We start from the raw sequence: 25,971 nt of genomic DNA, 5'->3' as shown, positions 1-25,971 counted from the left end.
TTAATTTTGATATTTGCTATGCTTTTCAAACAAATTATATTAACAACAACCTGTCTTTTTACAGCTACTCTGGCAATGGCCGAGCTGCCACAAGATTCTAGAAGAGCAGGTGGAATTGCGGTTATTCCTTTAACTGCTGATATTACTCAGGTCAACTTCCAGCAAAAACCAGTTTTAATCAGTCAAGAAGGTCATCAGCGTTATGCTGTGTTCGGGATCCCTTTATCTACACCTCTTGGTACTGTACAGCTTGAAACCAATAAAGCCTCAATTCAAATAGAAATTAAATCCTATCCTTACGCTGAGCAACGGATTAAAGTTACTAACCAAGATTATGTCAATCCTAACCAAAGTCAGTTAGACCGTTACGCTCAAGAAGCTAAAGAACAAAATGACGTGTATAGCTCATTTACACAGAGCACATGGCAAGCGTTGCCAAAATTTATACGCCCCACTTCGGGGAAATTCAGCAACTCTTTTGGGCGAAAACGTTTCTTTAATGGCGAAGAGCGCGCGCCCCACTCAGGTTTAGATATCCCTGCACCAGTGGGACAAAAAGTAGTTGCACCAGCAGATGGTGTTGTAATCCAAACCGGATCTTATTTTTTTAATGGTCAAACTGTATTGATTGATCACGGGCAAGGCCTAATCAGTATGTTTTGCCATTTAAGTGCAATTAAAGTAGAGAAAGGCCAACATATTCGCCAAGGAGAAACTTTAGGTTTAGTTGGTAAAACTGGACGTGTGACAGGTCCGCACTTGCATTGGGGCATGAGTCTTAATAATGCACGAGTAGACCCTCAGTTATTCTTAGGCAAAACGCGCTAATTTAGTTTTTTTCGGAAATATTTTGGCGCATCGACATACCCTTCTCGTAAGTAAAATTGATGCGCCAATGTCCGTTGTTCGCCTGAATGCAGTTCCATTCGATCACAACCACGTTGTCTTGCCAATTGCTCAGCCTGCTGCAAAAGTAAATGTCCAATACCTTTACTTCGTATATTTTCATCGACACATAAATAGCATACTTTGGCAAAGTCACCTTTCAAGGCGATTTGTGGAATAAAATAAAGGGATAAAAAACCACACACTTTATCTTCCTCTTCAGCAACAAAAAGTTCTGCTTTAAGATCGCTATGCAATATTTCAAATTTTTCTTGGATAAGAGCGAGTGGTTGTGGGTACCCCATCTGTTTAAGTAAATTACAAATTGCCTGAGTATCTTCCCATTTAGCAGTGCGAATATTCACTTTCATTTATCCTCTTATTTTTTAGTTATTTTTGACAATAAAAAAGCCAACTCTAATGTCAGCTTCTTTTTTCTACCTATCAAAAAACACCTTATTCAGCTTCAATAATTTCGAAGTCATGGGTAATTTCAACACCACCATCAGAAAGCATTTTACTCGCTGAACAATATTTTTCGGCAGATAATTCAACCGCTTTTGCAACCTGTTTTTCTTTTACAGCTTTACCTGTTACCACAAAATGCAAATGGATTTTAGTGAAAACAGCGGGAATTGTGTCCGCGCGCTCAGCTTTTAAATTACATACAACATTCGTCACATCTTGACGAGATTTCTTTAAAATGGTCACAATATCAAACGAAGCACACCCACCAAGTCCCATTAATAGCAACTCCATAGGACGTGGACCACGGTTTTCACCACCATACTCAGGTGAGCCGTCCATGATGACACTATGCCCACTATCTGATTTCGCTTCAAAAGCAACATTCTCTAGCCAATGTACACTTGTTTGCATTGCAACTACCTAAAAAAAATTATAAATTTAAGCAGGGTCTGTTGACATTTCATCTATGGATTGCGTTAGAGCTAAAAATTAATCCAAATAAGACGCAAAACCCAGACAATGGCAATCCTTTGTCCAGTTTTGTTATATAGTTTGTGAAATTTCAGCCATAATCTGAGTTGCCATTTAAGCAGCGCAGGCATAGCGCAAGACTATGTTATTTTGTACGTTCCGTTGTTAAGATCTATTTATTTAGAATGGCTAAATTTCATAGCTCTTGCTTGGTAACGTCTAAAAGAATTGTCTTATGTCGCAACCATCTGTGAAATGTCAACAGACCCTTGTTTTGTACACTAACATAAAATGAGTTGATAAGGAATTTCATCTCTTCTGTGTAATAGCTCATCTCGGGCTTGTGTGAATTGTTTACCCTATTCGGAACATATTAAGCATGACTTCAAATTTTTCACAACTCAGCACAGATGCTTTATCCCCGGGGCAACTACCTGAATCCGTTAAAGCATTGTTAAAACGTGCTCACATCAACAGATATCCAAAACGAACCACAATTGTTGATGCCGGAACAGAGTCGAAATCTTTATATTTAATTTTAAAAGGCTCAGTTTCAATTATTTTACGCGAAGATGATGAACGTGAAATTGTTGTTGCATATTTGAATCCGGGCGACTTCTTTGGGGAAATGGGGCTTTTCGAACCGAACCCTCAACGTACAGCTGAAGTTCGTACTCGTGATGTCTGTGAAATTGCAGAAATTTCTTATGACAACTTCCACGAACTTAGCAAACAATATCCAGACTTAAGTTATGCTGTTTTTGCACAACTCGTTCGCCGTCTAAAAAATACGACCCGTAAAATGACAGATCTTGCATTTATCGATGTGTCTGGCCGTATTGCACGTTGTTTAATCGACCTATCTTCACAGCCAGAAGCAATGATTTTGCCAAACGGTCGTCAAATTCGTATTACTCGTCAAGAAATTGGTCGTATTGTTGGATGTTCACGTGAGATGGTTGGCCGTGTGCTCAAAACTTTAGAAGATCAAGGCATGATCCAAACAGATGGTAAAGCTATTCTTATTTTTGATGTTTCATTAGAAGATGCACCTGTTTCTGATGACGACTATGATGATGACGAATAATATTTATTAAATTTTTAATCAAAAGCAAACTTCGGTTTGCTTTTTTTATATGCAACAATGAGTTAATACACAAAACTTACAAACTATTCTAATTTTATGATTTAAGTTGAATACATATTCTCAGTTAGGCTAACTCAAAATTTCCAAGGATTCCGCTGTATGCAATTTAACCCACTTAGTCGCACAGGCCTCAAGCTTCCAGAAATTTGTTTAGGCACCATGACATTTGGTGAGCAAAACTCCCAGCAAGAAGCATTTCAACAACTCAATTATGCTTTGGCACACGATTTATATTTTTGGGATACGGCAGAGATGTATTCGGTTCCGCCAAAACCTGAAACTTACGGTGCAACAGAAACGATCATTGGCAATTGGTTTGCCCAAAATGGTCAACGTGACAAAGTCTTTCTCGCCTCTAAAATTGCTGGACCTGGCTTTGGAGGAACACACATCCGAGAAGGCCATACGCGCTTCAACAGCGATCATATTGCGAAAGCCCTAGATGGTTCACTCAAACGTCTCCAAACCGACTATATCGACCTCTATCAACTCCATTGGCCTGAACGTCACACCAACTTCTTTGGTACGTTAGCTTATGGCAACCAACAAGCTCAAAATGATTACGACACAACACCTCTAGAAGAAACATTACTTGCTCTACAAGAAGAGATTAACCGCGGACGCATTCGCTATATTGGTTTATCGAATGAAACCCCATGGGGCACCATGAAATTTTTACATTTGGCTGAAAAATTAGGTGTCAGCAAATTTGTAAGTGTTCAAAACCCATATAGCCTCCTCAACCGTACTTATGAACTAGGTATGTCTGAAATTGCTAAATATGAAGATGTCGGCTTACTTGCATACTCTCCTCTTGCGTTTGGCCATCTTTCTGGCAAGTTTAGAAATGGCGCTCGCCCCGCTAATGCCCGTGTCACATTATTTCCGCGCTTTAGCCGCTACAGCAACCCTCAAAGCGAATGGGCAACTGAGCAATATGCGCAGCTAGCAGAGAAACATGGACTCAGCTTAACCCAAATGGCATTAGCATTTATCAAACAACAATTCTTTGTGACCAGCACAATTATTGGTGCCACGAATTTAGACCAACTTAAAGAAAATATTCAGGCATTTGAAATTGAATTATCTACTGAAGTTTTACAAGGTATTGAGGCCATTCACACTCAACAGCCCAACCCTGCGCCCTAAATAAAAAACGGATGCTTAAGCATCCGTTTTCTTTATCTATAAAAAATTTATATCTTATTTACGGGTATTATAAACTGCCATTGCTGCAGGCAAGTTTTTACGCATTTCGCCAATACGCTGAGAGTTAGATGGGTGAGTAGACAAGAAAGATGAACCACCACCACCTTCAAGCTTGTTCATTTTCTCCCACAGTGTAATCGCAGCATTTGGGTTATAACCTGCACGCGCCATTAGCATTAAACCGCCTTGGTCAGCACGACTTTCCAAGCTACGAGAATATGGTAAGCCTACACCCACTTGCGAACCCAGTTGAGCCGCAGCAGTACCAAGTTGGCCGACATTATTACCAGCATAGCTTAGACCAATACCAAGAGCTAAATCAGTTAGAGCCTGAGCGCCAATTTTACTTTTTGCATGCTCTTCTAAAGCGTGAGTCATTTCATGCCCCATAACCGCTGCAATTTCAGCATCAGTGAGGTTCAATTTATTGACAATACCGGTATAGAACACAACTTTACCGCCTGGTGCTACATAGGCATTAATCGTGTCAGACTTCAACACTGCCAACTGCCAGCTAAATGGCTGCCCTGTCTGGTTCATCTGGTTCGCATACGGTTTCAAACGGTTGAATACAGAATTAATGCGGTTATATGTACTAGAACTAGTATCTAGCGCACCCTTACCACGTGCTTCCTGCACCATTTTATTAAAACCTTGAGCAGATTGAGCATTTAAAGTCGCTGTATCTGCGCCTGCCATGTCAGCTACTGTTGTACAACCAGAAATGGTTACAACACTCGCAGCACATAAGCTTAAAAAAAGTCTTTTATTCATCAATTGGATCACCTAAATCGTTAGAAAAGCTGTTTATTCTTTTGCACTTATTATAAGAAATCCCGCGTATGCTTTGAATGTCTCATTTCTTCATGATCATAGTATTTATGTAACGATCAAGTAGATAAAGTCATCAAATAAATCCAGAAAATCAAACATATTACATTTAAGCCAAGATAGATATGACTTAAGGTCTTAACTTTCTCTTCAAGATTAGGACTTTCTCTTTTCCAGAGTAAATAACTATTTTGTATGAATACCACAGGAATTAACACGCATGCGAACAATACTGACAAGCTCATAAAAGCAGTCATAAAAAAATCTTCATGATATGTTTGTCCATAAATGACCAACATCGCTAATGTTGGAGAGCCACCAATAGCAAATAAAAAAGAATAAAAAATTGTTTTTGAAATAGTTGGTTGCAGCTTCATCCTGAGCCCATCATTCCTTATCGATATATAACGTTTTAATCTGAATCGAATCAAACAAAAACTGCACTTTAGTCGGGTATAAAAAAGCCCCCTTTCAGGAGGCTTTTTTAATCTTTGCTAATTAAGCAGAGAATGGATGACGTAAAACAATTGTTTCTGCACGGTCTGGACCAGTTGAAACGATATCAATCGGACATTCGATTAACTGTTCAATGCGCTTCACATAAGCTAAAGCATTTGCTGGTAATTGGTCGATACTAGTTAAACCAACAGTCGACTCACTCCAACCAGGCATAGTTTCGTAGATTGGTTTCAAGCATTCAAAAGAAACCGCATCAGAAGAACCTACACAGCCTGAATCTGTATTTTCATAGCCCACACAGATTTTCACTTCTTCTAAACCATCTAAAACGTCAAGTTTAGTTAAGCAAATACCAGAAAGTGAGTTTACATCTACAGAACGGCGAAGGATTTCAGCATCAAACCAACCACAACGACGTTGACGACCAGTAGAAGCACCAAACTCATGACCTACTGTACCCAAGTGTTTACCAACTGGATCACCAGCATCAGCTGCTGCATCGTAAACCAACTCAGTTGGGAATGGGCCAGCACCTACACGAGTTGTATAAGCCTTAGTAATACCTAATACATAATCAAGATGTAAAGGTCCCATACCTGAACCAGAGCTTACGCCACCAGCAGTTGTATTTGAACTTGTAACATATGGATAAGTACCGTGATCAATATCTAGAAGTGAGCCTTGAGCTCCTTCAAACATTACAGCCTTACCCTCTTTGCGATAGTCATGCAACACTTTAGTCACATCAACCACTAATGGAGCAAGAACTTCACGCCATTGGTTGCAAAGAGCCAATACATCTTCAAATTTAACAGCTTCTACACCGTAGAACTGAGTCAACTGGAAGTTATGTAACTCAAGCATTTCAGACAGTTTTTCTTCTAATGCTGCACCACCACGAACAAGGTCAGCAACACGCACTGCACGGCGAGCCACTTTATCTTCATATGCAGGACCAATACCACGACCTGTAGTACCGATTTTAGCATTACCACGTTTCTTTTCACGCGCCTGATCAAGTGCAATGTGGTTAGGCAAAATGAGTGGACAGTTTGGAGAAATGCGTAGGCGTTCTTTAACAGGAACTCCTTCTGCTTCCAAAATTCCCATTTCTTCAATTAACGCGGCTGGTGAAAGTACCACACCATTACCAATTAAGCACAATACGTTTTCACGTAAAATACCTGATGGAATGAGGTGCAATACAGTTTTTTTACCACCTACGACAAGAGTATGACCTGCGTTATGTCCGCCTTGATAACGTACTACCGCAGCCGCCTGATCTGTGAGCAGGTCGACGATTTTACCTTTACCTTCGTCGCCCCATTGGGTACCAAGTACCACAACATTTTTGCCCATAATAGCCTCATTACATCATGCTGTTAAAATTGGAAACCACCAGTAAAAAATTACCGTTGGCGTTTAAATCTTTTCAATATTCCATTGACCATTTTGCGCCACGAGTTGATGGGTCGCGTATGGAATAGAACTTAAATCATCATTACCCAACAATTGAACGACACGTAAACCTTGAGCACGTGCATTAGAAATTGCTTTGAGTAAATCCTGTTCTGTACCTTTTGGAGCAACAACAGTTTCGATCTCTGCGAACTGATTTGCGCCTAAGGCATATAAATCACAACTAAAGCCAGTAGCAGGACGTGCGCGACCAAAATGCTCACCAATACCATCGTAACGGCCACCCTGCGCTAACGGCGCAGCACGGTTCGGCGCATATACTGCGTACATTAAACCAGTGTGATAGTGATAACTACGTAGCTCTACGACATCGATACCGATATTGAGATTTGGCCAGCGCCCTTTAATTTGCTCAAGCGTCGTCTTAAGCGCATCTAATGCTGACTTAAACTCTGCATCTTGCAAGATATTGGCACTTAAATTCGACTGCAATGCTTCTAGATCACTAGAATAACGGCCAAGCGCATAGAAATCAGAACCCATATTCAGGCTTTGAGTAAATTCTGCTAATTCTGGCAATGCTTTTCTTTGATAAAGATCAGACAGTTCATGCTCTTCATTTTTTGACAGTCCAGCATACTTGACTAGACTACGGAACAACCCTACATGGCCCAAATCTAAATGCGCGCCTTGCAAAGTATAGATGTTCTCAATCAACCCCAGCATAACATCGACCATTTCGACATCAGCTTCGATACTGTCATGGCCATATAACTCTGCACCTAATTGTAAAGGTGCACGAGTGGCATTGAAATTTTGTGGTTTAGTATGTAATACAGTCCCTGAATAACAGTAACGTGCAACGCCTTCAACTGGTCTTACATGTGCATCAATACGTGCAACTTGTGGCGTCATATCAGCACGAACACCGAGTAAACGGCCTGAGAGCTGATCAATAACCTTAAAAGTTACTAAATCTAAGTCTTGATTTGATTCTGATAATGAAGACAACGATTCGATGTATTCGATAAATGGTGTATATACCAATTGATAACCTCGTACCGCGAGGAAATCTAAAGCTTCACGGCGAAGTTTTTCAATGACTTGTGCCTGTTCCGGCAATACATCGGCTACCCCGTCAGGCAGCAACCATGTCTCTGAAATGGTCATATTTCAAGCCTAAAATCTGATCAACGTGGAACGACCCCACATAAAAAAATCGGGAACACACCCGATTTCTCTTAGTGTAGCATGATACTTTCTGCCATGCACCTGACAATTTGCATAAATCTTTCTGAATAAACTCTAAAGTCAAAAAGAAGTTTTTATGAATTAGCAAGTGGATTCAATATCTTACTATCACTCACTTAAATTATAATCAAAAGTTCTTCGACCAAAGAAAGGGCCAATAACTGAACTATCACCTTGTTTCCAATTCACCAAATTTAACTTTTGAATAGCTTTCTTAAATTATTTCAATTGACGTTTAGAAAGAATCACACAAATCTAATAATCGATTTGCGTAGCCCCATTCATTATCGTACCAAGCAAATACTTTAGCCTGATGCCCCACCACCATAGTCTGGGTTAAATCAACAATAAGAGAATAAGGAGAATGGTTGAAATCACTTGAAACTAATGGTTCATCAGTAACAGCCATAATTTCTGCATAATCTGTTTGAGAAGCTTTAATCAATACTTCATTAATATGATGAACAGTAATTGGCGATTGAGCGATAAAAGTTAAGTCAATTGCAGCCACATTAATAGTCGGCACCCGAATTGAATAACCATCTATACGGTCTTCCATTTTTGGCATAACACGTTTTAATGCACCGAGTGCACTAGACGTAGTTGGTATAATATTTTGCCCAGAAGCTCTGGCACGACGTAAATCACGATGCGCGTGATCAAGCACAGACTGGTCTGCTGTAACAGCATGAATTTCTGTCATGAGCGCTGTTTCAATTCCAAACGCATCATCAATAATTTTAACTAAGGGCACCAAAGCCTGCGTAGTACATGACACACTTGATATGATCTGATCAGTCGCTTTCACATCTGCATGGTTAACACCATAGACAATTGCTGCATCTACATGATCAAAAGGTGCTGCACCAATAATTACCCTTTTTGCTCCAGCTTGTAGGTGGCGTGTTGCATCAGCATGGGAACGGAACAGTCCAGTACACTCAAGTACGACATCAATATCTAAACTAGACCATGGCAAAAGCTCAGGTTGTTCCTGTTTTAAAACTTCAACTTTTAGCGTTCTTTGATTTGATTGAATGTTCAAAAAAACTTTTTCATTTTCAATAAATATTTCTACATTTCCATTAAAACGGCCATGTGTGGAATCATATTTAAATAAGTGCACTAATGTTTGTACATCTGCTATATCGTTGATCGCCACGATTTCAAATTGAAATTGTTTTGAGCTCTCGAACCAAGCACGTAAAACATTACGTCCAATCCGCCCAAACCCATTAATGGCGATACGTTGCATGACCTATCCTTATCTACAAAACTAAAGGCTAAAGAAGGCATATAGTAAAGCACGTCACGCCCAATTGAATATAGATTTTTAGCCAAATCACAGTTTTGTAAGATATTCCTTTTAAAATCGTTGGTTCGGTGGGGTTTTTCCGCTACAATTTAGCGTTTTTAAAAAATAAGCCCCGTATCAAATGCTCAGGTTTGACATAAAACAAACAGGCATTGATACATTTAGCCAAATTCGAAAATATGGAGTGACTTGGTTGTGAGTACTCGTTTAATGACATCTGCTGAAATTCGTGAAGCATTTTTGCGCTACTTTGAGACGCAAGGGCATACACGTGTCGCGTCGAGTTCTCTTGTTCCTGCCAACGACCCAACTTTATTATTTACAAATGCTGGGATGAACCAGTTTAAAGACTGCTTCTTAGGTCTTGAAAAACGTGACTATGTACGTGCAACTACATCACAAAAATGTGTACGTGCTGGTGGTAAACACAATGACTTAGACAACGTTGGTTACACTGCTCGTCACCATACATTCTTTGAAATGTTAGGCAATTTCTCATTTGGTGATTATTTCAAGCGTGATGCTCTTAAATTTGCTTGGGAATTTTTGACTAGCGATGAGTGGCTAGCACTTCCTAAAGATCGTTTATATGCGACCGTTTATCACACCGATGATGAAGCTTATGACATCTGGAATAAAGAAATTGGTTTAGCACCTGAACGTATTATCCGTATTGGTGATAATAAAGGCGAAAAATACGCATCTGATAACTTCTGGGCAATGGGTGACACAGGTCCATGTGGCCCATGTTCTGAAATTTTCTTTGACCACGGCGATCATATTTGGGGTGGCTTACCAGGCTCTCCAGAAGAAGATGGCGACCGTTTCATTGAAATCTGGAACAACGTTTTCATGCAGTTTAACCGCACGAACGATGGCGTACTTCACCCTCTCCCTGCTCCATCTGTTGATACAGGTATGGGCTTGGAGCGCATCTCTGCTGTATTGCAACATGTTAATTCAAACTATGACATTGACTTGTTCCAACACTTATTAAAAGCTGCTGCAAACATTATTGGTATTGAAGACGAAGGTCAGCCTTCTTTACGTGTAGTTGCAGACCATGCGCGTTCATGCTGTTTCTTAATTGCTGATGGTGTAAACCCAAGCAACGAAGGTCGCGGTTATGTATTACGACGTATTATCCGCCGCGCTGTGCGTCATGGTAATAAACTTGGTGCAACTGGTACATTCTTCTACAAAATGTTGCAACCTCTAATCGAAGTTATGGGTGATGCATATCCAGAGCTTGTAGCTCGCAAAGATGTAATTGAAGCAACTTTAATTCGTGAAGAAGAACAGTTTGCTAAAACACTTGAGCAAGGCTTAAAACTACTTGAAGGCGAGCTTGCTCAATTAAAAGATAAGACGATTCCTGGTGCGACTGTATTTAAACTTTACGACACGTATGGTTTCCCAACAGACTTAACAGCTGATATTGCACGTGAACGCGACTTTATTATTGACGAAGCTGGCTTTGAAGTAGAAATGGCTGCACAGCGTCAACGTGCTCGTGATGCTGGTAAATTCGCTATTGACTACAACAGCATTGTACAAGTTGAAGGCGAAACTCAGTTTGACGGTTACATCAACACTACTGGTCAAGGCCAAATTGTAGCGATCTACAAAGATGGCGTACAAGTTGATGAAGTTTCTGAAGGCGACGAAGCACTTATCGTTTTAAACCAAACTCCTTTCTATGCAGAAAGTGGTGGTCAGATTGGTGATACAGGTATCTTCAAAAACGAAACTGGTATTTTTGAAGTTCAAGATACGAAAAAATCAGGCGGTGCCTTTGTTCATCAAGGTATTGTGACTGTTGGTAATCTTAAAGCCGATCAAAACGTTGAAGCGATTGTTAAAGCAGACATTCGTGAGGCAACAGCTCGTAACCACTCGGCAACTCACCTATTACATGCTGCCCTTCGTCAAATCTTAGGTTCACACGTACAACAAAAAGGTTCGTTAGTTGCAAGCGATATCTTACGTTTTGACTTTGCTAACGACCAACCAGTAACGTTTGAACAGTTACAACAGGTTGAGCGTTTGGTAAATGCAGAAATTATTGCAAATACCGCAGTAACCACTGAACTCCTTGACATCGAAGCGGCAAAAGCCAAAGGCGCAATGATGTTGTTCGGTGAAAAATATGGTAGCGAAGTTCGTGTTCTCGCTATGGGTTCAGTGATTGATGAGAAAAACTTCTCAATCGAACTTTGTGGTGGTATTCACGTTAAGCGTACAGGCGATATCGGTTTATTTAAAATCACTTCAGAAGGTGGTGTGGCTGCCGGTGTACGCCGTATTGAAGCAGTTACAGGGACTAAAGCTTTAGATGTAGTACAAAAAACCGATTCAGATATCCAGCACATTAATAGTTTATTAAAAGCACAGAAAGACCAAACTGTTGAGCGTGTACAAGCCAATGTAGAACTTGTTTCTACATTACAAAAGCAGATTGAACAGCTCAATCAGAAATTGGCAAACTTCCAAGCGTCAGAATTGATTGATCAGGTACAAACGATTGCTGGTCGTCAAACGCTTATTACCACTGTTCAGGGTGTAGATGCGAAATCACTTCGCAACTTGCACGACAGTGTTAAATCAAAATTAGAGAACGCAGTCATTGTGTTAGCTGGCGTAGAGGGTGACAAAGTTAGCCTGCTTGCTTCAGTTGCATCACAATACACTGCAAATCTAAAAGCAGGTGACATCATCAAGCATCTAGCAACCGAGTTAGGTGGTAAAGGTGGTGGTAAACCTGACTTAGCACAAGGTGGCGCGCCACTTAACGAGAAGTTTGGACAAGTTATTGCTGCATTACCTGCATGGCTTGAACAAAAATAAGACTTCACTTTTTGTGTAACTGACCCTGAAAAGCCTCTCAGGGTCATGGCTTATATGGAACAACTATGGCATTAATCGTTCAAAAATATGGCGGTACTTCTATGGGTACCCCCGAGCGCATTTTAAATGTTGCTCGTCGTGTGAAGCGTTGGCATGATCACGGTCACAAGGTTGTTGTGGTCGTATCTGCTATGAGTGGTGAAACAAACCGCTTACTTGCTCTCGCTAAAGCCATTACCGAAACACCTGACCCACGCGAGTTAGACCAAATGGTTTCAACCGGTGAACAGGTGACGATTTCCATGTTAGCTATGGCACTTAATTCGATTGGTGTGGAAGCTAAATCCTATACCGGACGTCAAGTCGGTATTAAAACTGACAGTGCATTTACCAAGGCGCGTATTGAGTCTATTGATACAGATGTCATGACCAATGACCTTGATGCAGGGCGTGTTATTGTTGTTGCTGGTTTCCAAGGCTTTGATGCTAATGGAAATATCACAACTCTAGGCCGTGGTGGTTCAGATACTTCAGGTGTTGCTCTTGCTGCTGCTCTAAAAGCAGATGAATGCCAAATTTACACTGATGTAGATGGCGTTTACACCACTGACCCTCGTGTTGCTCCTAAAGCCAAAAAAATCGACCGTATTTCTTTTGAAGAAATGCTAGAAATGGCTTCCTTAGGTTCAAAAGTTTTACAAATTCGCTCAGTAGAATTTGCCGGAAAATATCAAGTTCCTTTGCGTGTATTATCAAGTTTTGATAATGATAACGACGGCGTGTTTGACGATGAATTTAAAGAAAATGTAGGTACACTCATTACTACTGAGGCGGAAGATAATATGGAACAGCCAATTATTGCAGGTATTGCTTTTAACCGTGACGAAGCAAAATTAACGATTTTAGGTGTACCTGATGAACCAGGTATTGCTTCTAAAATTTTATCACCAGTAAGTGATGCCAATATCGAAGTCGATATGATAGTGCAAAATGTTGAAGAAGATGGCACAACAGATTTCACTTTCACTGTAAACCGTGTTGATTTAGCTAAAGCTGAAAAAATCTTAAACGAAACTGCCAAAAATATTGGTGCACGTGAAGTTTCAACACGTGATGACATCGTTAAAGTGTCTATCGTGGGTGTAGGTATGCGTTCACATGCAGGTGTAGCGAGCAAGATGTTCACTGCCCTTGCTGATGAAGGTATTAATATCCTTATGATTTCAACATCTGAAATTAAAGTTTCTGTCATTATTGATGAGAAATACTTGGAACTTGCTGTTCGTTGTCTACACACCGCTTTTGGTTTAGATCGTGAACATGGTGAAAGCAGCGCCCGCGCTTAATTTTACCAAACGGTCAATTATTCATTAAAAAATGTTTACTTGTCCGACAATAATTAAAGAAAACACAGAGCCGCTATAGTTTTTTTTATAGCGGCTCTGTTATATTAAACGGAAAGTTTTTTGGCAGTGATTATCAAAATATGACTTTGTTCTCATATTTCTGTTAGAATCTGACTGAAAACTGAGGTTGAGCTTTTATTTGGGTACCAATATTGCAGTTTTAAGCGTTTAGCAAGGAGATAAACATGCTGATTCTGACCCGCCGTGTCGGGGAAACATTAATGATTGGGGATCAAGTCAGTGTTACTGTGCTTGGCGTCAAAGGAAATCAGGTTCGTATTGGTGTGAATGCACCAAAAGAGGTTTCTGTTCATCGCGAAGAAATTTATCAACGTATTCAACATGAACGTGCAATGCATGAACACCTTCAACATCTTGATCAAGATTATCAAGTTTCTTTCGAAGATGATAATTTTGCACAGAAAAACTTCAATCGTTAACATGAAGTTATTCTCTCCCTAATTAAAGCGACTTTATAGTCGCTTTAAATTTTTTAGGAAGTTGTATTTATAGGCCTAGAGCACGTTTAACAGGTGCGTAACTACGGCGGTGCTGATCAATTACACCATGCGCTGCAATCGCTTCAAAATGCGCTTTAGTTGGATATCCTTTATGTTTGGCAAAACCAAATAATGGATATTGTTGATCTAATTCTTGCATTTGTCGATCACGCGTAACTTTTGCCAGAATACTCGCTGCACTAATCTCAGCATGACTCGCATCTCCCCCAACAATCGCTTCACAAGGAATAATGATTCCTTTTGGAATTTGATTACCATCTACAATCACTTTTTGTGGTTGAGTTTTCAAACCATCAACTGCACGTTGCATAGCCAAAAAAGTCGCTTGTAAAATATTTAATTCATCAATTTCACTGTGCGTTGCTTCTGCAATTGACCAAGCTAAGGCTTTTTCTTGTATTTCAATAAACAACTTTTCACGTTTCTTTTCAGTTAATTTTTTAGAATCATTTAATCCCGCAATTGGATTATTCGGATCTAAAATAACAGCCGCTGCCACAACAGAACCCACCAAAGGTCCTCGTCCCGCCTCATCTACACCAGCAATAAACATCAATTCTCTACCTTTAAACAAAAGAGGCTGATCAATAATAATCAGCCTTCTTTAATACAAAAATCATTAATTACTTTTGTAAAGCTTCTGCCACACACTCATTTACAGTTTTTGAAACCACTTGGTTTACAATTGTAGCACGTGCATTTACATCAAATGCAGCCGCAGCCAATTCTACTGCTGTCACACTATTTGGTGCTTTTTCGCTCACACAACCACAAACATTGGTTTGAATGCTGTCACGTTGGTCAGCAGTCATATATTTTGTTGCCGTTTTCCAAGCTGAAACATTATTAATTTCTGTAATACATTTTGCATTTACAGCAACTTTTAATGCAGCAACACCCAACTGTTGAGTTGTAGTTTGTGCAGAAGTAGCGCCTGTACCCGTACCTGTAGTCGTTGCACACGCTGTTAAAGCTAAAACAACTGGCGCTAGAGCGAGCATCAATTTTTTCATCATTTTTTCCTTTGATTGAACGTTGGCAGCGCGTATTGTGCCTAAACTCGACTTTATAAGAAACAAATAATTTGATGCATTTATGCAATCTATTTTCCCCTGCAAAACTCAGCTCATCAAATGCATTTTTTCTTAAACGTTCTGTTTTTAGCACGCTCTGTTACATTTAAAACATTTCTCAAAATCAGCGCTTTCCCATAAAATTAAAAATCAAAACGACAAAAAAATAGGGTCTTTTATGCCTGCTGTTTCATCTCAGTATTACACCCGTACCGCACAAGTCCTGCATTGGGTGATGGCAATCATTTTCATCGCAGCGTGGGCTATTGGCTTCTATAGTGGAAATTTTTTAAGTTACGATACTAGTAGTATTAAAGGCGATGTGATTACACTGCACAAAAACATTGCGACAACCATTATCTTTTTGGTGATTATCCGGATTTTATGGCGCTATACACATCCAGCTCCAAAATTACCAGATACGATGTCACCAACCATGAAAACACTGGCACATATTGGTCATCTATTCCTTTATGTGATTTTGGTGGCGTTACCTGTCACTGGTTGTTTATTTAGCTGGAGTGCTGGTCACCCTGCCCCTGTTTTATATTTATTTGAAATTCCGCGTTTAGTACAAGATAACCCTGAGCTTTTAGCTGTCGTCAAACCATTACATATTTATATTTCTTGGTTTGCAGGCTTTCTTATTGTTGGACATGTACTTGCTGCTTTAAAACATCACTTTATTGATAAAGACAATATTTTAAATAGTATGACCAAACAACCAAAGTAATTGTATGTATAAAAAAACCGCCTGAGATAGGCGGTTTTTTATTTAGATTTTTTTGATTTCTGCAATCCACTTTTGTTTCTCTTCATCTGAAATGAAAGAGGCTTCAAAAGAGTTGATTGCGAGTTTTTTCAACTCATCATTTGTTAGATCTAAAGCTTGCTGAATTGCAAAGAAGTTATCATTCATATATCCACCGAAATATGATGGATCATCTGAGTTAACCGTCACGTGTACGTCTTTTTGCAGCAAACGACGGATATTATGATCTTTCATATCCTTTACAACGCACAGCTTCAAATTACTTAAAGGACAAACCGTTAGAGGCATTTTTTCGTTAATTAAACGTGCCATTAACTGTTCATCTTCTTCAGAGCGCACACCATGGTCAATACGGTTCACTTTGAGCAAGTCTAAAGCTTCCCATACATATTCAGGAGGGCCTTCTTCACCAGCGTGAGCAACGATTAAGAAGCCCTCTTCACGTGCCTTAGCAAAAACACGTTCAAACTTAGCTGGCGGATGCCCCACTTCACTTGAATCAAGCCCTACAGCAATAATGTCTTGCTTAAATGGTAAAGCCTGCTCAAGTGTTTCAAATGCAGCTTCTTCGCTTAAATGGCGTAAGAAACACATAATAAGCTGAGAGCTGATACCAAACTTAGCTTTGGCATCGGCACAAGCACGTTTTAAACCGTTAATCACTGTTGAGAAAGCAACGCCACGATCAGTGTGAGTTTGCGGATCGAAGAACATTTCTGTATGAACCACACGATCTTCTGCACATTTCTCAAAATAAGCCCATGCTAAATCGTAAAAGTCTTGTTCATGTACAAGAACATTCGCACCAGCATAGTAAATATCTAAAAATGATTGAAGATTATGAAAGTTATAAGCTTGCTTTACTTCTTCAACAGATTTGTAAGGAATCTGAATCTGATTGCGCTGGGCAATTGCAAACATTAATTCAGGTTCAAATGTCCCTTCAATATGTACATGCAATTCGGCTTTTGGTAAGGCGCGAATCAGCTCGACTTGATTCATATTAACTCCACGTCTAAAGAAAAAAGGGTGTGGTAAAAATCACACCCTTCTATAATTTTCTTCTTATTAAAAACTATGACTAAGACAGCTCAAGAAGAAAATTATAAAAAATCATATTAACCGCCAAACGCGATAAATTTAAATACCCAAAGTGCAGCAATAATCCATACCATGTACGGTACAGTTTTTGCCTTACCTGTGAATAATTTAACTAATGCATAGCTGATAAAGCCCATTGCAATACCATCTGCAATTGAATAGGTAAATGGCATAAATACAATAGTCAAAAATGCAGGAACAGCTTCTGTAATATCATCCCAGTCAATGTGAGTGATCCCTTGAATCATCAACACACCAATGAACAATAAAGCTGGCGCTGTTGCAAAACCTGGTACAGATTGAGCAAGAGGTGCTAAAAATAAACAGCAAATAAATAAGACTGCAACCACAACAGCAGTTAAACCAGTACGTCCACCTGCTGCCACACCTGAAGCTGATTCAATATATGGCGTAGTTGAAGATGTACCTAATGCGGCACCAGCAACAATTGCAGTAGAGTCAGCAAATAATGCTTTTTTCAAACGAGGTAATTTACCATCTTGCAAAAGACCAGCACGGTGTGAAACGCCAACCAAAGTACCCGTACTATCAAACAAGTCGACAATAAAGAATACGAAGATTACGCCAACCATACTTGCAGTAAACAGACCTTTAAAGTCCATTTGCATAAAGGTTGGTGCAATTGAAGGAATTTGACCCACTACGCCCTTAAACTCGTTTAGACCTAAGGCTGTCGCAATTGCTGTAACAACCAAAATACTAATAATGATTGCGCCACGGATTTTTAATTGGTGTAAAACCACAATCATTAAAAATCCAAATAACGCTAATAATACTGTAGGTTGTTTGATATCACCCAAGCCAACTAATGTCGCTTGATTATCAACAATGATGCCAGCATTTTTTAAAGCAATAAGTGCAAGGAATAAGCCAATACCACCACCAATCGCAAACTTCAGCGACATTGGAATAGCATTTACAATCGCTTCACGAATTTTAAAGAAGCTAATTGCAAGGAAGACAAGACCTGAAACAAAAACAGCAGCTAAAGCTGTTTGCCATGGCACGCCCATACCCATACAAACTGAATAGGTAAAATAAGCATTTAGACCCATACCAGGGGCCAGTGCGATTGGATAATTAGCAATGATCCCCATCACTAAACAGCCGATTGCTGCTGCCAAACAGGTCGCAACAAATACGGCGCCATGATCCATGCCGGTTTCAGATAAAATGAGTGGATTGACAATAATGATGTAACACATCGTTAGAAATGTAGTTACACCAGCAAGAACTTCAGTCCGGAAAGTGGTTTTATTGTCGCTTAACTTAAATAAACGCTCTAACCAGCCTGCCGAAGAATTGGGCGCCGCCATAAGTAGCCTCTATGCAAAATCTGAACTGTGGAATATTTACTTCTATGTAGGTCGCTGAACAATATTGTTTTTCTGTTCAGGCCTATAAACAAGAATCTCAAATTTAAGAAGCAACAAATATGCCACTCATTTGGTTTCTAGTTCATACATAGGAAATAACCACAGCCCCTCTTGAAACACAAAAAAGCTGCATAACCCCTATGCAGCTTTTTTACTATACGTTCAATAAGTTTAACAGATTCAACCGAAACATGATCAAAATTTATGAAAAGATATGACCAATGACGATGCAAAAAATCAGAAATTTAAAGCCCAATATTATTAGAAAATAATTTTTTTCTCGCTTATATAGCCTTGCAAATTATAAGAAGCCAAATTGCTGTGATGAGCATGATTAGGATTGCGTTCGATACTTTGTAAATTTTGTTCTGCTTCTTGAATGATTCGCATCAATTCCTGATGTCTTTTATTTTGGGTATCTAAATAAGCCCAATACCCTAATACAAAGACGATACTCACACACAACACGATTAATACTTTATTGATCATTATTATTATCTCTATGTTTTTAATGTTAATGATCTTAACAAAAAAAAATAGCTTTGTGAATGTTTTCACATTTATTTACAATAACACATATTTACTCAAATATTTGAAAATAAAAGTGATTTTAAATTTAATACTACAATGATTGATAAATACAAAACATTTCCATTGAAAAGTAACTTTATTTTAAAACAGTTCATGTTTAATTATTTTTAATATTAGCTTTTTATTCATTTCCATTATTAAGTTCATTTAAATATGCAGTGTAGACAAATGTGTATATTGCATGAAAGATCTCTAAATTTTCTATGTACTGAATAAGATAAAAAGATCGATTTTTCTTTCAATTGTTATATTTAAAATTGTTTAGTAACCCAGACATTTTCCTATTTTATCCTTAGCTTTAAAAGTAAAATTCCAATTTTAACTAAAAGAGTCCTTTTCTTATTTAAGAAATAGCTTTCTATTTCATCGTTCTATAAATCGTACCAAGCTTTCCATTTTTAGAGATTTATTACAATAATCGCTACGATAAACTGCACTCAGAGAAAAAATTAAATTAGGAGAGTAGATCATGTTTGATATGCGTTTATCTCATGAACGTGGTGCAGCACATCACGGCTGGTTACAATCAAAAACATAGCTTTTCATTTGCTAACTATTGGGACCCAAAACAAGTCGGTTTTTCAGATCTACTTGTAATTAATGATGATAATGTTGCTCCGTCTAAAGGCTTTGGTACTCACCCTCACCGTAATATGGAAATTATTTCCTATGTACTTGAAGGTGCATTAGAGCACAAAGACTCGATGGGTACAGGTTCTGTAATTGTACCTGGCGACATTCAGTTAATGAGTGCAGGTCGTGGAGTGGCTCATAGTGAATTTAACCATTCTGCGCAAGAAGGCGTACATTTTTTACAAATTTGGGTCGTTCCAAATGAAGTAAATACAGATCCAGGTTATCAACAAATTCATATTGATGAAGAAGACAAACGCGGTAAATTGCATTTGATTATTTCACCAAAAGGCGGTGAAAAAACTTTATCCATCAAACAAGACATTAATATTTACTCAGGTCTTTTTGATGGTGAAGAAACTGCCGAATTTACGATTCCTGATGGTCGATATGTGTACCTACATGTTGCCAAAGGTCGCGTTGATGTAAATGGTAAAACCTTTAACACAGGTGATGCAGCACGTATCCGTGATGGTGGAAACTTATCGTTTACCAATGGGGATCATGCTGAAATTCTGATTTTTGATATGCGTCCGGAAGAAGTTCCAACCATGCCATAATGAAGCTAAGCCCTCACATAAAATTTTATGTGAGGGCTTTTTTAGTGTTTATACAAATTGAAAAAGTCTAACTGTGATCAATGCTCTTCAGAGCGCGACATCTCTGCATTGATATAACTCATGATCATAGTGGTTAACCCCTGCACCATTTCATCAAAACTGATATAAGGGTTTGGCAAAATAAGATGCCGCGCCACATTAAAAATCCCACTATTAATACAAATATAGGTAATTACAGCCAAATTATTAATTTTTAAATATTTAGGATTGTGCATCATATATTTCATGATGACTTCCACTAAAGCCTGCTCAATTTTGGGAATGTATTTATCGTACTGTAACTCGCCTGCATAACGTAAAACAGTCAAATAGCGGTCGTTATTTTTCTTTAATAAATCACTAAAAGTATAAAAAATCATTTCAATAACAGGTTCTAACTCCAGCTGTAAAATAGTTGGGGTAAGTTCCGTAATCATGTCCAGAATTTCTCGAACAAAATAGTGATTCATCGCATCGTAAATTTCTTCTTTATTTTTAAAATATTCATATAAAGATCCGACACTCACCCCTGCAATTTCTGCAATATGACGTGTGGTGGTGCCACTTGGTCCATGAAGCGCCACTGCAATAAAACCCGCTTCAATAATAGTATCGACAGTAACTTTGGCTCGAGTTTGACGAGGTTTACGCGTGGTCATACGATCTAATCAATAATCCGAACATAAAGTCAGATTAGCATGTAATCAGACTCGGTAGAAATAAAAAAACAAAATCCGAATAGTTGTCAAACTTGATCAAAAAAATCCTTCAAAATAGATGTAATTAAGGATATCTAAACATTATTATATTTACTTTAACGACTTTAATAAAAATAAATTATTTATTATTTTTCAATAATATGTACAAATTTTATGAAATTTTTTCTTATGCAAGAAATTGATAAATTACTTTTATATATTTAAAAATTTACCCGAATTGAATCCGAACATAAAGTCAGATTAATATGAAAAAATTAAAGAAGAGTCACTGAGAAATTCTATGTGTCTCAACTCTTCTTTCCGTTATTCAGCCAAATAATCAAACAAATAACGGAGCAACAACACCGTAGTCAATCCAGAGAACACTCTGCTTTGAAAATGGAATTTACAGTGCTTTGTTGAACATTAAGTTTATTGATTTTCATCAAAATGCACTACTACTGATTTGTCTCAAGGTGTCGCTATGATCTCGACCACAGTAAAAAAATCATTTAACAAACTTAAATTTCAACGTGAAAGTGAGTTACCGGATTTTGCCAGTAAAAACACTATTCCAATCCGTCATTTAAATATTGGTTTTGATGGTAAGGAAATTGATGTCAGATTCTATATGGACAATCAATTTGCCACCTTGTTTTTTGCCACACTTTCAGTTTTTTTAACTTATGGTGAAGATCTGGTGATCGAAACCGCTCGCCATCACCGTGAGTTTATTAAAGACCCTATCTTAAAACAGCGAGTGACTTCGCTCATTGGTCAAGAAGCAATTCACTCAAAATTGCACAATGAATATAACGATGCACTTCAAGATGCTGAATATCCTGTTGCCCTATACCGTTTTCTTGGCTCGAACTTCTTTAAATATGTATTTTTAAAGTTTCCGCAGCCACTCAAATTATCGATGATGGCGGGTATTGAGCATTTTACCGCAGTACTTGCTGAATACATGATGAAGCATGAAAAAAACTTTTATTATTCAGATGATGCGAAGAGCCGTGCTTTGTGGATGTGGCATATGCTTGAAGAATCTGAACATAAAGATATTGCCTATGATGTCTACCAAATCTTAAATGGCAGCTACCCATTACGAGCGTCTGGTTTCGTCCTTGCTCTAATTACCATTTTAGGGCTTATTCCTGCGACGACCTTATTTGTCCCTGTTTTAAGAAAACCGCAAGAGATGTTCACCTTAAAATTCTGGAAAGATGCCCGTCGTGGTGTAGGTTTAATCTTTGGCCCGAAAGATGGCGTTTTCGGAAGTACAATTGGTCAAATTCTTGACTATTTACGTCCAGATTTTCACCCAAATGACCATGATACGACTGAATATCTTGAGTACTACAAAAAGAAATTGCTGAATGAAGGTGGTGCAATTGCGCCTTACTTTGTTAAAGAATTTACCCCACCAGTACGCATGTCTTAATCGTCCTGCATTTCCAGCTATCAAACAGATAGCTGGTATATCTTCAAGTTATTTATGGATGAATCATGATTTTATTTGGCAAAAAGAAAGTTAAACCAAGCCAAAAAGCTTATGCCGTGGTGACAGGTGCAGGCAGTGGGATTGGGCGAAGTTTTGCAATTGAACTGGCAAAACGTGGTGGCAGCGTGGTTTGTGCAGACATTAATCTCGAAGCTGCTGAAGAAACCGTAAAAATTCTTGAACAACAAGGCGCGAAAGCTTTCGCTATACGTTGCGATGTCGGTAACTCAGAACAGGTTACAGATCTAGCAGAAACTGCTGAGATCTTACTTGGGCACCCTGTCACCCTTGTCATTAATAATGCAGGTGTAGGTTTAGGCGGAAAATTCGATGAAATGACGCTCGAAGACTGGAACTGGGTCATGAATATCAACCTTTGGGGTGTTATTCACGGTTGTCATGCTTTCGTCCCAAAATTTAAAAAGTTAGGTTATGGTGCGATTATTAACGTTGCTTCCGCTGCATCGTATACGGCTGCACCAGAAATGACCGCCTATAACGTGACTAAAGCGGGTGTACGCGCGCTTTCAGAAACGCTTTCTGCCGAACTGCATAAGTTCAATATTAAAGTTAATGTGCTCTGCCCTACTTTGGTTCCAACCAATATCATCAAAAATGGTCGGATTCCAGGACGGTATTCAAAGCTTGCAGACCATGCACTCATGAATTATGCCCTCACCACAAGTGATAGTGTAGCCAAATTAACACTGAACCGCCTTGATCAGAATGAGCTTTACACCATTCCTCAAATCGATGCGAAGTTATTCTGGCTCATGAAACGTGCATCACCAAGCTTGTATACCAAGTTCCTTGGCACGTCTTACAAATTATTTAAATAAGAAATTTATAGGTAGTACGCATATGACTGCTCAAATGAAAACAAATGCATCGGCAAAAAAAGCTGTCAATTCATCCAATCACATTTTCGACACCTTTATTGTAGGTGCCGGCATTTCAGGTATAGCTACTGCCATTCGCCTAGATCAAGTTGGCTATACCAATTATAAAATTATTGAAAAAGCTAGCCGTGTGGGTGGAACATGGCGTGAAAACACCTATCCGGGCTGTGGCTGTGATGTGCCATCTGCGCTTTATTCTTACTCGTTTGCACCAAGTGCAAAGTGGAGCCATTTATTTGCTCGACAACCAGAAATTTTAAGTTATCTGGAAGATGTGAGTAATAAGTTTAATGTCGCATCTAAAATCGAATTTAACAACGAATTGCTGAACGCCGCATGGGATGACTCACGCCATGTGTGGGTACTTGATACCACTACTGGTCAGTATTTATCTAAAACTGTTATTTTCGCTACAGGTCCAATTACTGAAGCACAAATTCCACGTCTTGAAGGTTTAGATACGTTTAAAGGTGAGATGTTCCATTCAGCTAAATGGAACCATGATTATGATTTGACAGGTAAACGCATTGCTGTGATTGGTACTGGCGCATCAGCTATTCAGTTTGTGCCCCAAATTCAACCAAAAGCGAAAGAGCTTTTTGTGTTCCAACGTACAGCACCTTGGGTACTACCAAAACCAGACACAGACTTGGGCGAATTTAGTAAATCAGTGATTGCTAAATATCCATCTATTCAAGCAAGCTGGCGTAAAAGTGTAGCGCTAACCCTCAATGCAATTAACTTTGGTTTACGTAACCCTCTTGCGCTTAAACCCGTCAATGTACTGGGTAAGCAATTACTTAAATTGCAGATTAATGACCCTGTGCTACGTAAAAATGTAACGCCAAACTTTGATATTGGTTGTAAACGTATTTTGTTTGCTAACAATTACTATCCTGCATTACAAGCACCAAATACCAACCTTATTCCTCATGGTTTAGTGAAAGTTGAAGGCAATACTGTTGTTGCTGCCAACGGTGAACGCCATGAAGTTGACGTAATTATTTGGGGCACTGGTTTTGAGGTATCTCATCCGCCAATTGGTAAACGTGTTCATAATGAAAAAGGTCAATGTTTACAAGATTTATGGAAAGATAGTTCACCTGAGGCTTATTTAGGTACCAACATTGAAAATGTGCCGAATGCATTTTTAATTTTAGGACCGAATGTCTTGGTTTATGACTCTTTTATTGGCTTAGCTGAAGCGCAGCTAGACTATATTGTAGATGGCTTATTGAAAATTAAGAACAAGGGTATTAGCAAGCTCAACGTTAAGTCCGAAGTTATTAAAAAGCATAATGATCTGGTGCAAAAGCACTTAAAAACAACTGTATTTAATAGTGGTGGTTGTAAGAGCTACTACCTTGATGCCAACGGCCGTAACTTCGCTGCATGGCCATGGTCATTGAAAAAGCTAAAACAACGTTTGAAAAACGTCGATTTGAAAGATTATGAAGTGACATATCAAACGACAAAGACTCATTAATTTGTAATTTTGATCAAATCCGTTGTAAGAAATAGGCAGTGTATTTTAGGTTTTCATGAAATACACTGCCTTCTTCGTTGAATATCTTCAAGAAATAAAAAAACAGGATAAAGATGAAAGAAGGTCAATCAAGTCGTACCGCCGAAGCCGCCGCTGCATTACGTGCAAATCACTTTAAAAATACGGTCAGCCCTGTATTTTCAGACCCTTATGCTTTTGAGTTGACCAGTAGAAGCTGGAAAAAACTTCTATCAAGCCCACTTCTTGTTAAATTAATGAATTCTGCGGTTTTAAACCGCACTTTAGGTTTACTCACTGGGCAAGTGGTCGGACGCTCTCGTTATGCCGAAGATTTACTTGATCAGGCAGTTCAACAAAACACTCAACAATATGTATTAGTAGGTGCAGGTCTAGATTCATTTGTACTACGTGAGTCTCACCATTACCCAACTTTAAAAATCTTTGAAGTGGACCATCCCGATACTCAAGCTGCAAAACAAGCCAAGCTAAAAAAACTAGGCGAAATTCCTGCCACAGTTGAGTTTGTCGCAATTAATTTTGAAAAAGAGTCTATTTCGGAAGCCTTAGCCAGAAGTCTCTATGAACGATCCGCTCCTGCATTTTTCTCGTGGCTTGGAACAACTCACTATTTAAACCCTCAAACAACCTTGCAGACCTTAAAAAGTATTGCTGAATTTGCAGCAAACGCTAGTGAGGTGGTACTCGACTATTCGACCGATTTTCAGGAATTAACTGGTATCGAACGACTTGGGAGTATGGGTGTTGCCCAGTTTACGCATTTGCTCAAAGAACCATTATTAGGTCAATTTAAACCTACTGATTTACATCGCGCAGTTGAACAAATGGGGTTTGAAGTTGTTGAAGATTTGTCAGGTGAAGCTATTACTGAACGTTATTTTAGTGCACGAGTAGATGAGATTCGCCATACTTCAGCAACACGCTTATTGCATTTGCGCTTGAATAAATAA

Annotated in this window: 24 protein-coding genes and 2 pseudogenes; 12 read left to right on the top strand and 14 right to left on the bottom strand. The window is 38.8% G+C overall.

The features are described 5' to 3' along the window. Positions 1–18: 18 nt before the first annotated feature. Positions 19–828, top strand: a complete 810-nt coding sequence (locus RMB13_RS13915; protein WP_311085516.1) for a peptidoglycan DD-metalloendopeptidase family protein — start codon at positions 19–21, stop codon at positions 826–828. Here RMB13_RS13915 and RMB13_RS13910 read toward each other — a convergent pair. The 3 genes and pseudogenes from RMB13_RS13910 to RMB13_RS13900 all read right to left on the bottom strand — a co-directional run. Beyond that, on the bottom strand, positions 825–1,250 hold the full coding sequence (locus RMB13_RS13910; protein WP_311085628.1) for a GNAT family N-acetyltransferase: 426 nt from the start codon (positions 1,248–1,250) through the stop codon (positions 825–827). The two genes, RMB13_RS13915 and RMB13_RS13910, sit on opposite strands and share 4 nt — an antisense overlap. A gap of 91 nt (positions 1,251–1,341) precedes the next feature. After that, complete coding sequence (locus RMB13_RS13905; RefSeq protein ID WP_005041936.1) at positions 1,342–1,764, bottom strand: OsmC family protein; 423 nt, start codon at positions 1,762–1,764, stop codon at positions 1,342–1,344. Between the two features lie 135 nt (positions 1,765–1,899). Next, positions 1,900–1,962 (bottom strand): annotated as a pseudogene (locus RMB13_RS13900) (hypothetical protein); the annotation flags it as partial. A 241-nt stretch (positions 1,963–2,203) separates the two neighbouring features. Here RMB13_RS13900 and crp point away from each other — a divergent pair. After that, positions 2,204–2,911, top strand: coding sequence for a cAMP-activated global transcriptional regulator CRP (crp, locus tag RMB13_RS13895; protein ID WP_005041938.1), 708 nt, complete (start codon positions 2,204–2,206; stop codon positions 2,909–2,911). A gap of 159 nt (positions 2,912–3,070) precedes the next feature. After that, entirely contained in the window at positions 3,071–4,120 is a 1,050-nt protein-coding gene (locus tag RMB13_RS13890; protein ID WP_311085515.1) for an NADP(H)-dependent aldo-keto reductase, read from the top strand. A gap of 54 nt (positions 4,121–4,174) precedes the next feature. Here the strand turns inward: RMB13_RS13890 and RMB13_RS13885 are convergent, their stop codons facing one another. The 5 genes from RMB13_RS13885 to RMB13_RS13865 form a co-directional block, all read right to left on the bottom strand. Then, positions 4,175–4,954: a M48 family metallopeptidase gene (locus tag RMB13_RS13885; protein ID WP_080026580.1), complete on the bottom strand. Its 780-nt coding sequence runs from the start codon at positions 4,952–4,954 to the stop codon at positions 4,175–4,177. A 116-nt stretch (positions 4,955–5,070) separates the two neighbouring features. Next, positions 5,071–5,388, bottom strand: coding sequence for a hypothetical protein (locus tag RMB13_RS13880; protein WP_005041944.1), 318 nt, complete (start codon positions 5,386–5,388; stop codon positions 5,071–5,073). Positions 5,389–5,509: 121 nt separating this feature from the next. Then, positions 5,510–6,829, bottom strand: coding sequence for an adenylosuccinate synthase (locus RMB13_RS13875; protein WP_003652692.1), 1,320 nt, complete (start codon positions 6,827–6,829; stop codon positions 5,510–5,512). A 63-nt stretch (positions 6,830–6,892) separates the two neighbouring features. Beyond that, positions 6,893–8,059 (bottom strand): ATP phosphoribosyltransferase regulatory subunit, encoded by a 1,167-nt coding sequence (locus tag RMB13_RS13870; RefSeq protein ID WP_311085514.1) that lies wholly within the window; start codon positions 8,057–8,059, stop codon positions 6,893–6,895. A 316-nt stretch (positions 8,060–8,375) separates the two neighbouring features. Further along, positions 8,376–9,395, bottom strand: coding sequence for a type I glyceraldehyde-3-phosphate dehydrogenase (locus RMB13_RS13865; RefSeq protein ID WP_017389114.1), 1,020 nt, complete (start codon positions 9,393–9,395; stop codon positions 8,376–8,378). Positions 9,396–9,665: 270 nt separating this feature from the next. Here RMB13_RS13865 and alaS point away from each other — a divergent pair, with 270 nt between their 5' ends. The 3 genes from alaS to csrA all read left to right on the top strand — a co-directional run bounded on the left by alaS (position 9,666) and on the right by csrA (position 14,148). Next, on the top strand, positions 9,666–12,302 hold the full coding sequence (gene alaS / locus RMB13_RS13860; protein ID WP_311085627.1) for an alanine--tRNA ligase: 2,637 nt from the start codon (positions 9,666–9,668) through the stop codon (positions 12,300–12,302). A 65-nt stretch (positions 12,303–12,367) separates the two neighbouring features. Then, positions 12,368–13,648: an aspartate kinase gene (locus RMB13_RS13855; protein ID WP_003652700.1), complete on the top strand. Its 1,281-nt coding sequence runs from the start codon at positions 12,368–12,370 to the stop codon at positions 13,646–13,648. Positions 13,649–13,893: 245 nt separating this feature from the next. Then, complete coding sequence (csrA, locus tag RMB13_RS13850) at positions 13,894–14,148, top strand: carbon storage regulator CsrA (protein WP_003652701.1); 255 nt, start codon at positions 13,894–13,896, stop codon at positions 14,146–14,148. Positions 14,149–14,215: 67 nt separating this feature from the next. Here the strand turns inward: csrA and rnhB are convergent, their stop codons facing one another. Next, positions 14,216–14,782, bottom strand: a complete 567-nt coding sequence (gene rnhB / locus RMB13_RS13845) for a ribonuclease HII (RefSeq protein ID WP_005041957.1) — start codon at positions 14,780–14,782, stop codon at positions 14,216–14,218. A 70-nt stretch (positions 14,783–14,852) separates the two neighbouring features. Further along, positions 14,853–15,242, bottom strand: a complete 390-nt coding sequence (locus RMB13_RS13840; RefSeq protein ID WP_005041960.1) for a hypothetical protein — start codon at positions 15,240–15,242, stop codon at positions 14,853–14,855. Between the two features lie 238 nt (positions 15,243–15,480). On the opposite strand from RMB13_RS13840, the gene RMB13_RS13835 reads away from it, so the two are divergent. Continuing rightward, a complete protein-coding gene (locus RMB13_RS13835; RefSeq protein ID WP_311085513.1) occupies positions 15,481–16,035 on the top strand; it encodes a cytochrome b in 555 nt (184 codons plus the stop codon). A gap of 42 nt (positions 16,036–16,077) precedes the next feature. On the opposite strand, the gene RMB13_RS13830 is transcribed toward RMB13_RS13835, so the two are convergent. The 3 genes from RMB13_RS13830 to RMB13_RS13820 all read right to left on the bottom strand — a co-directional run bounded on the left by RMB13_RS13830 (position 16,078) and on the right by RMB13_RS13820 (position 19,061). After that, positions 16,078–17,076: an adenosine deaminase gene (locus RMB13_RS13830; protein ID WP_005041965.1), complete on the bottom strand. Its 999-nt coding sequence runs from the start codon at positions 17,074–17,076 to the stop codon at positions 16,078–16,080. 116 nt (positions 17,077–17,192) lie between these two features. Beyond that, positions 17,193–18,512, bottom strand: a complete 1,320-nt coding sequence (locus RMB13_RS13825) for an NCS2 family permease (RefSeq protein WP_003652707.1) — start codon at positions 18,510–18,512, stop codon at positions 17,193–17,195. A 321-nt stretch (positions 18,513–18,833) separates the two neighbouring features. Continuing rightward, positions 18,834–19,061 (bottom strand): hypothetical protein, encoded by a 228-nt coding sequence (locus RMB13_RS13820; protein ID WP_004641992.1) that lies wholly within the window; start codon positions 19,059–19,061, stop codon positions 18,834–18,836. 571 nt (positions 19,062–19,632) lie between these two features. Between RMB13_RS13820 and RMB13_RS13815 the strand changes: the two are divergent. Next, positions 19,633–20,356, top strand: a pseudogene (locus RMB13_RS13815) (pirin family protein). Positions 20,357–20,433: 77 nt separating this feature from the next. Here RMB13_RS13815 and RMB13_RS13810 read toward each other — a convergent pair. Beyond that, on the bottom strand, positions 20,434–21,054 hold the full coding sequence (locus RMB13_RS13810; RefSeq protein WP_004641989.1) for a TetR/AcrR family transcriptional regulator: 621 nt from the start codon (positions 21,052–21,054) through the stop codon (positions 20,434–20,436). A gap of 523 nt (positions 21,055–21,577) precedes the next feature. Between RMB13_RS13810 and RMB13_RS13805 the strand changes: the two genes are divergently transcribed. From RMB13_RS13805 to RMB13_RS13790, 4 genes are all read left to right on the top strand, one after another. Beyond that, complete coding sequence (locus RMB13_RS13805; RefSeq protein WP_005041970.1) at positions 21,578–22,537, top strand: metal-dependent hydrolase; 960 nt, start codon at positions 21,578–21,580, stop codon at positions 22,535–22,537. Between the two features lie 65 nt (positions 22,538–22,602). Then, complete coding sequence (locus RMB13_RS13800) at positions 22,603–23,436, top strand: SDR family NAD(P)-dependent oxidoreductase (protein WP_080026570.1); 834 nt, start codon at positions 22,603–22,605, stop codon at positions 23,434–23,436. Between the two features lie 22 nt (positions 23,437–23,458). Continuing rightward, positions 23,459–24,982, top strand: coding sequence for an NAD(P)/FAD-dependent oxidoreductase (locus tag RMB13_RS13795; RefSeq protein ID WP_311085512.1), 1,524 nt, complete (start codon positions 23,459–23,461; stop codon positions 24,980–24,982). A gap of 113 nt (positions 24,983–25,095) precedes the next feature. After that, positions 25,096–25,971 (top strand): class I SAM-dependent methyltransferase, encoded by an 876-nt coding sequence (locus RMB13_RS13790; RefSeq protein WP_311085511.1) that lies wholly within the window; start codon positions 25,096–25,098, stop codon positions 25,969–25,971.

The organism is Acinetobacter sp. V102_4 (assembly GCF_031799005.1).
GTDB lineage: Bacteria > Pseudomonadota > Gammaproteobacteria > Pseudomonadales > Moraxellaceae > Acinetobacter > Acinetobacter calcoaceticus.
This window is presented reverse-complemented; position numbering and strand designations above follow the sequence as displayed.